The 13,991-nt window shown below is 38.2% G+C and carries 17 protein-coding genes; 7 read left to right on the top strand and 10 right to left on the bottom strand.

All coding sequences use genetic code 11. The annotated features are described in order from the left end of the window. Positions 1 to 64: 64 nt before the first annotated feature. Complete coding sequence (locus tag KZC02_RS28110) at positions 65 to 1,057, top strand: hypothetical protein (protein WP_221391706.1); 993 nt, start codon at positions 65 to 67, stop codon at positions 1,055 to 1,057. Positions 1,058 to 1,088: 31 nt separating this feature from the next. On the opposite strand, the gene KZC02_RS28105 is transcribed toward KZC02_RS28110, so the two are convergent. Then, positions 1,089 to 2,267 (bottom strand): amidohydrolase family protein, encoded by a 1,179-nt coding sequence (locus tag KZC02_RS28105; RefSeq protein WP_221391705.1) that lies wholly within the window; start codon positions 2,265 to 2,267, stop codon positions 1,089 to 1,091. A 217-nt stretch (positions 2,268 to 2,484) separates the two neighbouring features. Further along, positions 2,485 to 2,910, bottom strand: coding sequence for a helix-turn-helix domain-containing protein (locus KZC02_RS28100; RefSeq protein ID WP_221391704.1), 426 nt, complete (start codon positions 2,908 to 2,910; stop codon positions 2,485 to 2,487). Between the two features lie 236 nt (positions 2,911 to 3,146). On the opposite strand from KZC02_RS28100, the gene KZC02_RS28095 reads away from it, so the two are divergent. The 4 genes from KZC02_RS28095 to KZC02_RS28080 all read left to right on the top strand — a co-directional run bounded on the left by KZC02_RS28095 (position 3,147) and on the right by KZC02_RS28080 (position 5,278). Then, positions 3,147 to 3,626, top strand: coding sequence for a Dps family protein (locus KZC02_RS28095; protein WP_221391703.1), 480 nt, complete (start codon positions 3,147 to 3,149; stop codon positions 3,624 to 3,626). Positions 3,627 to 3,821: 195 nt separating this feature from the next. Beyond that, entirely contained in the window at positions 3,822 to 4,247 is a 426-nt protein-coding gene (locus KZC02_RS28090; RefSeq protein ID WP_221391702.1) for a hypothetical protein, read from the top strand. Positions 4,248 to 4,433: 186 nt separating this feature from the next. Further along, complete coding sequence (locus KZC02_RS28085) at positions 4,434 to 4,766, top strand: helix-turn-helix transcriptional regulator (RefSeq protein ID WP_229253854.1); 333 nt, start codon at positions 4,434 to 4,436, stop codon at positions 4,764 to 4,766. 71 nt (positions 4,767 to 4,837) lie between these two features. After that, entirely contained in the window at positions 4,838 to 5,278 is a 441-nt protein-coding gene (locus KZC02_RS28080; protein WP_221391700.1) for an SRPBCC domain-containing protein, read from the top strand. Positions 5,279 to 5,323: 45 nt separating this feature from the next. On the opposite strand, the gene KZC02_RS28075 is transcribed toward KZC02_RS28080, so the two are convergent. Beyond that, positions 5,324 to 5,581: a hypothetical protein gene (locus KZC02_RS28075; protein ID WP_221391699.1), complete on the bottom strand. Its 258-nt coding sequence runs from the start codon at positions 5,579 to 5,581 to the stop codon at positions 5,324 to 5,326. Between the two features lie 63 nt (positions 5,582 to 5,644). Here KZC02_RS28075 and KZC02_RS28070 point away from each other — a divergent pair, with 63 nt between their 5' ends. Then, entirely contained in the window at positions 5,645 to 5,995 is a 351-nt protein-coding gene (locus tag KZC02_RS28070) for a DUF4174 domain-containing protein (RefSeq protein ID WP_221391698.1), read from the top strand. A gap of 158 nt (positions 5,996 to 6,153) precedes the next feature. Here the strand turns inward: KZC02_RS28070 and KZC02_RS28065 are convergent, their stop codons facing one another. The 6 genes from KZC02_RS28065 to KZC02_RS28040 form a co-directional block, all read right to left on the bottom strand. Next, the gene (locus tag KZC02_RS28065; protein WP_221391697.1) at positions 6,154 to 7,107 is read right to left on the bottom strand and encodes a metallophosphoesterase; all 954 of its coding nucleotides are present in this window, start codon (positions 7,105 to 7,107) and stop codon (positions 6,154 to 6,156) included. After that, positions 7,079 to 7,843, bottom strand: a complete 765-nt coding sequence (locus tag KZC02_RS28060) for a 5'-nucleotidase C-terminal domain-containing protein (protein WP_221391696.1) — start codon at positions 7,841 to 7,843, stop codon at positions 7,079 to 7,081. Before KZC02_RS28060 ends, KZC02_RS28065 begins: the two co-directional genes overlap by 29 nt. An 88-nt stretch (positions 7,844 to 7,931) precedes the next feature. Continuing rightward, complete coding sequence (locus KZC02_RS28055) at positions 7,932 to 8,858, bottom strand: TIGR01777 family oxidoreductase (RefSeq protein ID WP_221391695.1); 927 nt, start codon at positions 8,856 to 8,858, stop codon at positions 7,932 to 7,934. 1 nt (position 8,859) lies between these two features. After that, entirely contained in the window at positions 8,860 to 9,684 is an 825-nt protein-coding gene (locus tag KZC02_RS28050) for a hypothetical protein (protein WP_221391694.1), read from the bottom strand. 55 nt (positions 9,685 to 9,739) lie between these two features. Continuing rightward, on the bottom strand, positions 9,740 to 10,246 hold the full coding sequence (locus KZC02_RS28045; protein WP_221391693.1) for a GbsR/MarR family transcriptional regulator: 507 nt from the start codon (positions 10,244 to 10,246) through the stop codon (positions 9,740 to 9,742). 126 nt (positions 10,247 to 10,372) lie between these two features. After that, positions 10,373 to 12,235, bottom strand: coding sequence for a serine hydrolase (locus tag KZC02_RS28040; protein WP_221391692.1), 1,863 nt, complete (start codon positions 12,233 to 12,235; stop codon positions 10,373 to 10,375). Positions 12,236 to 12,543: 308 nt separating this feature from the next. Between KZC02_RS28040 and KZC02_RS28035 the strand changes: the two genes are divergently transcribed. Then, a complete protein-coding gene (locus tag KZC02_RS28035; RefSeq protein WP_229253853.1) occupies positions 12,544 to 12,837 on the top strand; it encodes a Dabb family protein in 294 nt (97 codons plus the stop codon). Between the two features lie 131 nt (positions 12,838 to 12,968). On the opposite strand, the gene KZC02_RS28030 is transcribed toward KZC02_RS28035, so the two are convergent. After that, complete coding sequence (locus KZC02_RS28030; protein ID WP_221391691.1) at positions 12,969 to 13,898, bottom strand: Nif3-like dinuclear metal center hexameric protein; 930 nt, start codon at positions 13,896 to 13,898, stop codon at positions 12,969 to 12,971. Positions 13,899 to 13,991: the final 93 nt, after the last annotated feature.

The following is a 13,991-nucleotide window of genomic DNA, read 5'->3' as shown; positions in this document are numbered from 1 at the left end:
TTTATTGAAAGAGCCAAGCAGGCAAATAAATACCTCAGTCATAATTACTTTAAACCTTCAATTTATGAAAACCAGGATAGCCGTATACGGAGGTACCGATCTTCTTCCGGAAATTGTAGATTTTGTTGAAAACCTGACGAAGAGTTTGTTAAACGATGATGAAGTTATACTTGTCAGCGGAGGTTTTGACCATTACAAAAAACATCCTGAAAGAATGTCTGTTGATAAGGTGGTTATGCAAACTGCTAAAAAGTTATTAAAAGATACTTTCAACCAGAGGTTTGAAACCTGGCTGCCAAAAAAATATGACCGAACAAAAGTGGAACGTTTTAAAGAGGGGAAAGTCATTGAGATTCTAGGCACTTCGCAGATCAGGAGGAATAAACTGGTCCAAAATGTTGATGCTATTATAACTATTCAAGGTGAAGACCATACCAGAAATGTTATAGAATTAGCCCTCGCACTCAATAAACCAGTTCTGCCTTTGGCATTTACGGGAGGGCAGTCTGAGGAAATGTGGAAGATGTATGAACAGGACATCATAAAAATGCTTGATCTGCCTGAAAGTTTTATTGATCAGATAATTGAAATGCCTGCTGGTTCGCTGAAAACCGGAGAAGTTATAGCAGATTTTGTAAAAAAAGTAAGTAAAAAAACTTGTCTTATCCTTATGCCTTTTGCGGCTGAGGATACCCGATTTTATGACAATTATTTAAAAGAAGCTATAATTGAATGTAAATATGCACCACACCGAATTGACCAGGATGATCAGGCCGGCAATATTCCTAATCTGTTCAAAACCGCTCTTGACAGAGTGAAGGCAATAATTGTTGATATATCAGGTAATAATCCAAATGTGATGTACGAATTAGGATATGTGCATGCAAACAATATTGAGCCACTGATCATTCTGCGTAGTAAAAAAGGGCAAAAGCAGAATCTGAACAAATTGCCCTTTTATCTTAAACAGGAAATGATTTGCGAAGAGGAAGATGAAAATCAGGTTTACCCGAATATCCAGAAAGCCGTTCAGAGATTCCTGGCAGCTAAACGCTGATTTACATGCATATTGTTAATACTAAAGATCCTTATTTGGAAATCAAATTTTTAAATACAACCCCGCCTTTCATAACAAATTGTACGTCTTCGAGCACCTTTACATCATCCAGCGGATTGCCGGATACCGCAATGATATCTGCCCATTTGTTTACTGAGATAGAGCCAATCCGGTCTTTTTTACCCAATAAATCAGAAGCACTGATTGTTGCTGCCTGAATTGCCTGCATCGGTGTGAGGCCGTATTGAACCATCCACTTAAATTGTTTTGCATTCCATCCATGCGGATAAACGCCGGCATCAGTTCCGAATGCTATTTTGACACCACCTTTTACGGCTTTGGCAAAACTTTCACGCTGGGTTTTCCCCACCAGTTTTTCCTTATCCAGTATTTTTTGAGGATAGCCCGTTTTGGTGTATTCACTCATGATATATTCGTCATTGTAAATATCTGCCACCAGATACGTCCCGTGTTCCTTCATTAGTTTTATTGCTTCATCATCCAGAAAACTGCCATGTTCAATGGATGCAACTCCGGCTTTTACGGCCATCTTAATCGCCTCATTTCCATGTGCATGTGCACAAGCCTTCTTTCCCCACAGTTTCGCCTCGCTTACAATTGCGTTCATTTCCTCTTGAATAAATTGCGGTGCACCCACACTTTCTTCTTCACTCAGAACACCCGCACCGGCTCCAAATTTAATGACATCTGCACCGTATTTGATATTGTAACGAACCTGCTTCCGCAGTGCATCAACACCATCGGCTACACCGGTCATTTCTTTTGGAATCTGCCAATTGAGAAACGGTGAAAAACCATTCAGATCACCGTGACTTCCAGTAGAGCCGATAAATAATGTTGCTACCAGCAAACGAGGCCCGACAACGTCGCCATTATTAATTGCATTACGCAATGCTACATCTACAAAAGCGGGTGCACCTACATCCCGACAAGTTGTAAACCCGGCTTCAAGTGTTTTTTTAGCGTAAATATGTGCAGTAATAGCATAATCAATTGGCGTTCTCCTGAAAATATCACCGTAGTAATCTCCACTTGGCTGGACAGTAATATGTGTATGGCTGTCAATTAATCCCGGTAAAACGGTTGCCTTCGACAGATCAATAATAGTTGCATTGACGGGAATTTTGATATCCGGCCCCACCGCTTTGATCGAATCGTTTTCAATCAGGATCAGTTGGTTGGCCAGCATTTTCCCATTTTCAGTATCAATCAGCTTACCGGCTTTTATAACTGTTATTTTGGTTTGCGCGCGCAGTGATGTCGCAAGAATACAGGTTAAGAAAAAAGTATTATTTTCTTCATGAAAAAAATTTTAAAAAGGTAAACGGAGTTCTGGAACAGGTTGAACAATCTACGAAAAAATTCTGAAAAGTTATTTGCATAGATGCTACCGAAGTCGGTTAATATCAAGCGGGAATACGTTTTTTCAGCATCTTGGAAAATTCCTTAATTGCCTTTTCCTTATCTTTTTTAAATACCGCCAGTAAGTCCTTATTGCCACCCGACGGATTAAATCTGGAACCCCAAATCATCATTTCTATCACAACTGGAAGTAACCCAATTCCTTTTTCGGTAAGGATATAACTGAATTTTGATTTATTTTCCGGCAAAACATTCTTGGTAACAAAGCCATTTGAGTAGAGTATATTAAGCTTATCAGCAAGAATATTTGTAGCAATTTTTTCATCCGATTGCAAAAACTCGCCGTAGGATGATTTTCCTTCAAACATCATATCCCGTAAAATGAGCAGCATCCATTTATCCCCGACAAAATCAAGTGTATAACTAACCGGGCAAGCTGACCTTGGTGTAATTTCCTTTGCTTCTTTCATGACTACAATAATTATTTCAACCCTGGACCTATATAATTTTGAATTTCAAGTTGTTATAAAAAAATTTCAACTTTTATTTTGCAAGTACAAATATAACAGGATAGTTATAAAAGTGTCAAATGCTGTAAAGTATGAAAATATTATTTTCAAATTCTGCGTATATCAGTTTTAGAACTTTCCGCATGGTATGATTATTGCTGATTTGCGATTTTAAATATTCAAAATCACAAGACATTATGGATGCCAAAGCAATAAGTTTAAATGAAAAGGATGTAAAACCGGTTGTGGATTTATTAAATGATTACCTGGCGAATTACCACATTCATTACCAGAAATTAAGAGGCTGTCACTGGAATATTAAAGGACAAAACTTCTTTACACTACACGTCAAATTTGAAGAATTATATACCAACGCGCAGTTAACCATTGATGAAATTGCGGAACGCGTTTTGACACTGGGGAAACCGCCGCACAGCCGTTTTGTTGACTACATTAATGAGTCGGTAATTAAAGAAATAAATACCATTGGCATGAGTGACCTGGCAATGGTGGAGGCATTATTGGAAGATATGGCAAAACTCATTGAATTGGAACGCGAATTACTTGAAATTTCTGACAGTGCAAGTGATGATGGCACCAACGACATGGTAAACCGTTTCATGCAGTACAAAGAAAAAAACACATGGATGCTTCGCTCTTTTGCTGGTAAAAAATAATATTCAAAAAGTTTTAAATTTGTCGGCTATCGCAATTATCAGTTGCTATAGCTGACATTTTTTTTACAGATCTGAATGAAAGATAGATTAATCATATTATCGGATATGTGGGGCATTCTACATTCCAGTTGGATAAATACTTATATATCTTTCCTTGAACCGCATTACAATATACAGTTTTATGATTCTTGTATTTTGGCAAACATAAACCTCTCAGCTCCCGATGAGGAGCAGATCCATGAACAATTTATTAAGGGTGGAATTGACACTGCCGCTGAACTTCTGATAAATTACGAAGTTGAAACCGTGGATGTGCTGGCATTTAGCGTCGGAGGAACAATTTGGAAAGCGGGCTTGAATGGTTTGAAAATACGAAATTTATACCTGGTTTCAGCTACCCGGATAAGGTATGAAGTTGAAAAGCCCGATTGTAATATCAGTCTTTATTATGGTGAATTTGAAAATTTTAAACCCAGCCAATTTTGGTTTGAAAGTATGAACTTAAATTACATAAGCATTAAGGATGGCGGACATAACATTTACTCCAATGCAGGTACCGCTTTGGAAATATGTTCACATATAACGGATCGACTTTTTAAAGATTCAGCAAAAACTGTATAATTTTTAAAAACATAATTAAACTGTTTGTCTGTTAAAGCCTCAGGATTAAATTCTGCATTTGCTAACCCTTTCAAATAGCTTTCATTTTTTTTCATCATAAAATAAATTAAAGGAAAAACTTATTGCGTAACCATTTGGTTTCATTAAATTTGGAACCAAATGGTTTCCTTTTATAAAATCAATGTTATGAGCCAGTTAAGAAGAGATGTATTTCAGGCAATTGCAGATCCGACGCGCAGGGAAATCATTAATTTACTGGCATACCAGACGCTGAACCTGAATGCCGTTGCCGATCATTTTACCATAAGCAGGCCGGCTATTTCCAAACACATCAGAATATTAACCGAATGTGGCCTCGTAGTTGTAAAAACCAAGGGCCGGGAAAGATTTTGTAAAGCCGATTTACAAAAATTAAAACAGGTATCAGACTGGGCTGATCATTACCGGGAATTCTGGAATATCAAACTGGATGCACTGGAAGATTTTCTGGATAAAGAAATTGATCTGTCGAAAAATTAAAAAAGAAGCATGAAAAAGTTAATGATCAGAAGTCTGAAAAAAGATTGAGTTTCACCTAAAATCCTAATATCATGGACGCAAAACCAATAATAGTAGAACGTACACTTAATGCACCGGTTGACCGCGTTTGGCAGGCTTTGACCGACCGTACCAAAATGAAAGAGTGGTATTTTGACATCAATGATTTCAAACCGGAAAAAGGATTTGAATTTCAGTTTTACGGCGGAAGTGAAGATGAAAAGTATCTGCACCTTTGTAAGATTACAGATGTGATTGAACACAAAAAGATCTCATATACATGGCGTTATGATAATTATCCTGGCAATTCTGAATTAACTTTTGAACTGTTTGAAGAAGGCAATAAAACAAGGCTTGTTTTAACTCACACCGGCCTGGAGAGCTTTCCAAAAAACAAAACGGATTTTGCAAAAGAAAGCTTTGCAGAAGGCTGGGATTTTATTATCAATATTAGTCTGCCAGAATTCCTGGAAAAAGAAGAAGTAGTGAATTAACTATCACATGTTCAGGATTTGTCAAATCTAAAAATCAATCCGGGTTTATAGATCGCTCATACTATCCAGTTCCTTTACAAAAACTTCCGGGGAAATTACTTTTACCAACCGCTGAAATGCATCTTTTTTAGCTTTTACGTCTCCCCGGTCAAAGCATTTAAAGCAATCCCAGCTTACCCAGGCCTGGTTTGATTCGACATGAAGGAAACCCCACGCCCCGGTTTTATCGATTCGCGGCAAATAAGAAACCTGAAGTGTTATTGCTTTTTCAAATTTTGGGTAAAAGGTCCAGGTCAATTTCATAAAATTACAATTGGAATAATTATTGAGTATTCAATATAGCTTATACTTATATCAATTCTAACTATGAAATTATTATTGTTAACCATTTTTTTGCTTATGGCTGATCAACCCAGGAAAGTTTTTCTTTTTTATAATGAGAAAAATTCCGGAATATGGACAAAACAGGTGTCTGAATTGGACAGTCAGAAAAAGGGTATAAAAGACCGGGATATTGTTATAACGTCCTATAAATTATCTGCTGAAAATGAGACGGTTTGGAAAAAGTGGGACATCGATCGATCCAAACCATTTACATTTATTCTGGTTGGCAGAGATGGCGGCGAAAAACACCGGTCAAATCAGATGGTAACTCATCAGGAATTATTTGGAAAAATAGATGCGATGCCGATGAGGAAAAGTGAGATAAAAAAGTAAAATGTTAGGTGTGAAAAAGTTTTGGAGCAGGAATCATGGAGATGAGAGAAGTCAACTTTCGAAAAGTTGACTTCTCTAAAACCCCCGGACAATTACAGCCATTGCTTTCACTAACAAAATCCTGTTAATGCTTTTGCAAGGAATTTTGTCAAAAATATTTACACCAGAAACCTGTCTCCAATAGGACAAACGGTCGCTACCATTTTCTTTTTGCCGGAATCTTTATTGAAAAAGTAATCCAGCCTGCCCAGATTAATTCCCGCAAAACCTACCTGATTTACGGTCGTTGCTTTACCGTCCAGATTCAGAATCTCTTCCGGCACCTTCATGAAGGTATGCGTATGCCCGCCAATAATCAGGTCAATATTACGGGTTGATTTGGCGAGTATCTGATCAGAAACCTTCTCTTCTTTGTATTTATAGCCCAGGTGCGAGAGACAAATAACCAGATCGCAATCCTGTTCTTTTTTGAGCTTGGCAGCCATTTCATTTGCTTTGGCAATGGGATCCTGATAAACAATATCACCATAATTTTTCTTGTCAACGAGGCCAGCCAGTTCTATTCCCAGGCCGAAAATCCCGATTTTGATCCCCTGCTTTTTAAATATTTTATATGGCTCGGTTTTCCCTTTAAGATCCGTGTTGGAGAAGTCATAATTACTAACCAGAAACGGGAATTTTGCATGTGGAAGCTGTTTGACAAAACCAGCAATTCCGTTGTCAAAATCATGGTTTCCCATTGTTGCTGCATCATAACCCATGTCGGTCATCAGCTTCATTTCCAGTTCACCGCCAAATAAATTAAAATATGGCGTTCCCTGAAAAACATCACCAGCATCCAGCAAAAGCACATTTTTCTGCTCCTCCCGTATTTGTTTTATCAAAGCTGCCCTTCTGGCCACACCACCCAGCCCCTGGTTCCGGGAACCGTCCATAGGAAAAGGCTCAATTCTGCTATGTACGTCGTTTGTGTGCAAAATGGTGAGCTGTACCAATTCTTCTTTGGCAAAGACAGCAAAGGGTGATGAAGTAAGAGCCAGTAATCCGGCTGCCGCACCACTCTTTTTCAGAAAATCTCTCCGGTTATTCATTTGTGACACTGATTCTTCCATCTAATTGGGTATTTATTTTCTTACCGTTTTTGGTTTGCCCGCCAATGTAATCCATCAGCGCATCACGGACTTTTAATCCAATGTTTTTTCTTTCCAGGGGATTTGCCATACAACTCTGGTCGTCGCCGTTATTTGCCAGATAATCAGAGGTCAATACAGTATAAGTTTGATTGATATCAAAAGGTTTACCCGAAATGGTAACGTCGTATCCCACATTGTTTTTGATTTTCATACGAATTCCTGCAACCGGCTGTCCGTTTTTACTTGCAATAAAATCAATGACCTTTTGCACACTGGCACCGGATAATTTCAGTATAACCAGTTCATTTTCGAAAGGCATCAACTCAAAAATACCGGAAACAGTAATATTGCCTTTTGGAAGTGTATTGCGTAACCCGCCTTTTGTAGTTGATAAAGCAAACTGGACAGAAGGATCTATCTTTAATGCTTCAGTTAAGGTTGCATCAGAAAAGAAGTTTCCCAGCAATGTTTCGGGATCCGATGATTTTGTGAGTTCCTGTTCTGTCTCACCAATTACGCGGTTCATTTCAGCCTCCATTTGCTGCTTATACGGCATATAATATTTTACAACCGACGAATCAACCTCAGACTGATTGTCAATTCCATATTCTTTATAAGCATTGTCCTGAACGGTGAAATGCTTATTACAGGATGATAAAACTAAAACGGATACTACTAGAAAAGCTAACTTACTCTTTACTTTTTTATCAGACATAACAGGAGATTCGGATTGATAAGCAAAGGTAATAGCTGGCATCGTAAGAAACCTGGTAGAATGTAAAGTCTTTGTAAAAGCAAAGCTATTAAGCCTTGGTACTTATTATATCCTTCATTGCATATTCTGCTTTGGGATACTGAAAACTGAATTTACCGTCTGATAATCTCTTTGGTAATACCCAACGGCTTTTTAAAATTAATTCTGTTTCCGTTCCAATCAGCATAGCCCCTATTTCAAGTAACCATGCTGGAGAAGGTAATCCAAATGGCACTCCGTAAATTTTTCTGAGACTCGCCATAAAATCATTATTTTTTATTGGTTCCGGCGCTGTGCAGTTGATTATCCCCGTCATTTCTTCGTGTTGCATCAGCCATTCTGTACAACGTGCTGCATCCTGCTCGTGAACCCAGGAAATATATTGCTGACCATCCCCCTGTTTTCCACCTAAGCCCAATCGGGCGAGATTCAGCAATCTTGGGAATGCTCCATCCTTTTTTCCTAATACGATTCCCATTCTCAGGGCAATTTTACGGGTATGGGGTGTATTTGTATGAAAAAAATTACTTTCCCATTTCTGACAGACATCTATCGAAAATCCGTATCCAATTTCACCCATTTCTTCATCCTGAGGGCGATCTTCGGCATGTCTGTAAATTGTGGCTGAGGTAATATTAATCCATAGTTTGGGAGGGTTTTCCATTTTTCCAATCAATTTTCCTAAAAGCAAAGTAGGATTAACCCTCGAATTAATGATTTCTTCCTGATTCGCTTTTGTGTATCTGCAATTCACATTTTTGCCGCAAAGGTTCACAAGCATATCTGCTCCTTCCAAATTATATTTCCAATCTCCTTCTGTATGTCCATCCCAAATTAAGGTTTTAATGTTTTCATTGTCCGGGGCAGACTTACGGCTTAATATGAATATCTCAATTGACAGGTTTTTATAAAAATCTGCGAGTACCTGGCCAAGGTAACCGTTACCTCCTGCCAGTATAATTTTTTGATACAACATTTTACTGATATAAAAAGATGAATAACAAAACAATCACACGATACAGGATCCAGCTGATCGTTAATAACCAGCTAAGTTGTAAAAGTCTGTTACGGCGGAGATGCTCCAGAAACATTAGCCCAACTACTATCATAAACCAAACCGCAGGTAACGCCGGATTGAGTTGAAATAAGGAAAAGATCAATAATCCAGGCAGTAATAAAAGTGCTCCTGCGAAAGAGATTGTCATCATATTTCCTAAATAATCCCATTTTTTAACATTACTAATAATGCTGATTACCATACCCTGAAAAAATAATTGGCCAGCACAAATTAAATATTCACGGTATGCGGGAGCCTTGGGTAATATTCCAGTCATTAGTTTTCCATATTCAGAAAGAATATATGCCGTAATAACGCAGGTAAAAACAAGATAAGCAATCCTGTAATTTAATTTAAACGCAGGCTGCAAAACCTTATTATTTACAGCAGCTGGGGCTGGAATTATTACCCTGCGATTGTAAGACACAAATGCATAAACTTTTGCCATTATTTCTATAAAAATCTTATTGAAGAAAATAAATTTTAAGGCAGGTACAGCAGATGCGAAAATGGTAAAAAGACTTTCAATCCCATACGTAACCTCTCCGCTTTCCTGATTTATCAGTGCAATTTCATTCACCGCCCTTTGACGGTCGAGCATTGGACAAGCCTCATTGGTAAATTCCTGGTAGGAAGATCTGCCATTTTTGTCTAGTAACCCGCTGCTTACAAAGGCTTTGGTATACATATTACACATAGGGCATTCAGCATCAAACAAAATGAGGTGATTTTTCAGCGTTTTCATATTATACATATTGAATTTTCAGTAATTTTTGAAAGTTTATTATAAAAAAATATTCTTACCTGAATATTTTGAAAATAGATCCCCAAAACCAATTTTCTTCTGCTTTTAACATTGTATCAATGGTTTTGTCAACATTTTTGGCAAGCTCATTAATATCATTAATTGATTTATTGAAAGTTTTAAATTCAGGGTCATTCAAATCCCCTTCCACTTTCGACAATTCATCCAGAACCTTCAGTACGGGGTCAAGTTCTCTTTTTCTTCTTTCTTTAGCCACCTGCCGCGCGATATTCCAGGCATCTTTATCAGCATAAAAATACTCTTTACGCTCGCCGGCTCTATGTTGTTTCTCTATTAAACCCCAACCCATGAGGTCACGTAGTGTCATATTTGCATTGCCTCTGGAAATACTCAGTGTTTCCATCAATTCCTCGGTTGTAAGTGCTTCAGGTGAAATAAGCAACAGCGCATGCACTTGCGCCATGGTCCGGTTGATACCCCATTCAGATCCTAATTTCCCCCAGGATTCAATAAATTTCTGTTTTGCCTCTGTTAATTCCATAAACAAATATAAGAACAAAATTAAACTTTCAAAAAGTTTTGAAAGTTTAATTTTATATCAATAAATTATCTGATTGTTTTGTGAAAAAATTAAAATCCCGGCAATATCACCCAGGCCTAATTAAATTTATTTCAGAACCAAAGCGCCAATATCCCTGCCAAGTGGTTTTAAATTTTCTCCTGCGGTATTACAAAGTAATACGATCACAATTTTTTTATCAGGATAGCACAAAATATACGAACGGGCTCCTGCCTGATCTCCTGCTTTGGCAAAAAATTTCTCACCCGATGACTCTGTATCAACATCCCAGCCAAATGCATAATCCTCTGCATTATCTGGTTTGGTTGTCATGGCAGTGAGATTTTTAGACGAAAGCAGATCTCCATTCAAAAGTTTGACCCCAAACCTAACGAGATCATATGCCGAAGATTCTGTACCACCGCCTCCAAATTTCCAGCTTAAACTCAACGGTATCAATAATGAAAAGTTACTTCCATTTGCCGAATATATCCTGGAACGTTCAGCTACGCTACTTCCCAAATTCTCGCAACGCAGCGTAGTCAGCCCGAACGGATTAGTCAGTTCATCTTCCATGATCTTCGTGTAAGTTTTTCCCGTGACTTTTTCAATTGCAGCCGTAAAACAGGTGTAGCCATGAGTTGAGTACAGATAGTTATCCGATACGAGCGGATCGGCACTAAAAAGCTTGGATGCTTCGTAAGCATTTGGAAATACGAAAAGTGTTCCGTCACCAGCAGCAGGATCGTTTGCTTTATAATGCCTTACGTGGCCTCGATTCGACAATAATTCTCCCAGCGTATGGGTATGATGAACTGGCAGGCGCGGTTCATAGAATCTTGTTTTTTTAGAAATATCAATTTTATTTTTAGCCTGAAGCCGGAATCCTATAGTGCTGGCAAGTGCTTTGGAAATAGAAGCATGGCGGTAAACAGTATTTGCATGTGCTTCTTTATCAGCACTTATATCCTGAAATCCCCATCCACGCATAAATTGGATTTCACCATTTACAGCGACCGCTACACTCATTCCCGCGGTAGGTTCTTTGGCAAAATATGCATCAACCAGATTTTCAACACCTTCCCTGTATTTCCATTGCAGCCGGTCGTCATTTTCGAGCCAGACTCCTGCATAACGGATATCTTTTCCAATATAATACACTTCAATATCTTCCAAACGATAACCTAAATCTTTGTATCTGAGCCACCAGTTATGATACGATGTTCCGCTCATATCACGCCTTGACGACCATTTGCGACTGTTACTTTCCTTTACCCAGATGGTTGCATATTCCTGATTCCCATTCCTTTCATATGATTCGGTACTGTAAAGCCTGTAACCCTTTCCCGCATATTCATCAAAATGGCTTGCAAATGTCGCCTGCGGAATGTTACGCCTGTTAGCCCAATTAATATTTTCCTTATTTTCAACCCATATTACGGAATAATACACGGTGCTGCCAATTTTATATGCATCAATATCAACAGGAATAAACTGGTCTTTGTAAGTTTCAACCATATCAGAAAATGCCTCTGTGGTCATTTTCCGGAACGACATCCATTTATAATTTTCCTTATTTTCTACCCAAATACCGCCGTAGTAAGTCTGACCGTTCAGGTTATGTGATTCCATATCTACAAGCCTGTAACCACTCTTCAGCATTTCGGCTGCTCTGTCAGAAAATTCGCTATCAGTCAGTTTTGTGCGGACCGACCACTTTCGTCCATCAGTATTTTTGCGGGAAACTAATGCGTACAGGCGTGAGGAGCCATTTTCTAAAATTTCCACGTCAACAGGTCGGTAATCTTTGGCCAGCAACTCATCAAGCCGGGCTTCATAATCTGATTCGCCCATATTCCGGTATGATTCCCAGGAAATATCACCGTATGGCTGATCAAGAATTCCCTGTGATAGGATCCGGTATGAAAAGAAAAAAAACACAATGATCGGAAACAATATTTTCGTTTTCATGGCTATGTTATTTAAGATAAATACTAGTCAAAAATAAATATTCTATCTCGGTCAATAATGCTTAACTTCCGGACATTTACTATTCGGCAATAATTGATTAACAGATAGTTACATATATTTAATCATATACGTAACTTAAATGAAGCAAATCCTGAATCTAGTTGTTGGTGGGGTATTTGTTTTCGGGCCTGATTATATTTTTCAGGTGTTCGCTGTTTTCCATTATCTTGGTTTAAATTAGAGTTGGAGCAAAACTTGTTTTGCCAACCCAAAAAACTGAGATATTCCATTTCCTAAATCAAATGATCATGATACACTCTGTTATTTTCAAACTCAAACATTCATCAGATTCAGTTGAAGCAAAAGACTTCTGGGATGCGGCAAAAAAGCTCGCAAATATTTCAGGTGTACAAAATTTTGAATGCCTGAAACAAACCAATCCGACTAATAAATTTGAATATGGATTGTCTATGGTTTTTGAAAACCAAACAGTCTACGACAATTATTCCAATCACCCGCAGCACGTACAATTTATTGAACAATTCTGGATGAAGGATGTGGAGGATTTTTTGGAGATTGATTACGAGGGGTTTGTAATGTAAAATATTTGTGATGCGCGTTACAAACACAGGGCCATGGAGCACCGATTGCGAATCGGTGCGAGCGTAACTAATTCCATTCTGTCCGACAAATCATGTTTCGTTAATTCATTTTAATTAAAAAATATTCTCAATCACTCCCAAACAAAAGGATCGCCCGAACTTAAATGCACCACCTTCACATCAGGTAATTTGGGTTGAAGCCATTCGGCAAACCATTCCATTCCCGGTTCTTCACTTACTGCATGGCCCAGTATAATAAGAGAAGTTTTACCACCCAGTAATTTTCCATCACGGATGTATTCTGCTGTTTCCCATTCTGAAACTTCGCCTACAATTAAAACATCCGGCTTTTCTGATTCCACAGCCGAAACCTGCCTTTGCCCACCCCATGCTCCCGGCAACAATGCAATGCGTTCACATTGCTGCGACAGATTACCTATGATTCGAACATGCGAAATCCCCAATGAAGTTTTAAGGTGCTGTACCAGCTTTTTTAAAGATAGTGGCGGAATTTTAAGTATTATTTCGCTCGGTTTATAGTAAGGAAGCCAGTTTGCCTTTTTAGCCACGCCGTAACTGATCGCATCGGGTTTTAGAGCGTGGCAATAATCATGAAACCGCCAGATGACCATTTTATGTTTTTCAAGCAATGCCTGTTTTTGCTTTAAAACACTATTATTATTTACCCAATCCGATTTATCATTATGATTATAAAACGATGGTTCATGTGCAATAATAAAATTGGCATCTTGCCGCGCAGCTTCTTCGATAACTGTAATCGTTGGGAACATCGTCGTTACAATTCCTGTAACAATCTGGTTGCCATTTCCAGTTTTGATTGTATCCACCGTTTCTTTTAATGGAGTCAGGCCCCCTTCTTTTAAAATCAGATTAATTATTTCCTGTACGGTTGGCGGCTTTTTGGATGTTTCTTCATTTTCAAACGCAAATGCAGGTTTGAGTCCAATTAATGCCAACGCAGTAATTGACTGAACAGCATTCAATATAAATTTTCTTCTGTCAACACTGGAGTTACTGAATTGAAATAATGAATTTTTCATTGATAAATAATTTTTGATTTAAATATCACCATTATTTACTTATCAAGCTGTTTACTTCGAATTACTACTTCAATGATCTGAATTCAAATGATC

The sequence above is a fragment of the Dyadobacter sp. NIV53 genome, from assembly GCF_019711195.1.
In the GTDB taxonomy this organism is placed as follows: domain Bacteria; phylum Bacteroidota; class Bacteroidia; order Cytophagales; family Spirosomataceae; genus Dyadobacter.
Note: the sequence above shows the minus strand (reverse complement) of the source record. Positions and strands in the feature narration are given on the sequence as shown.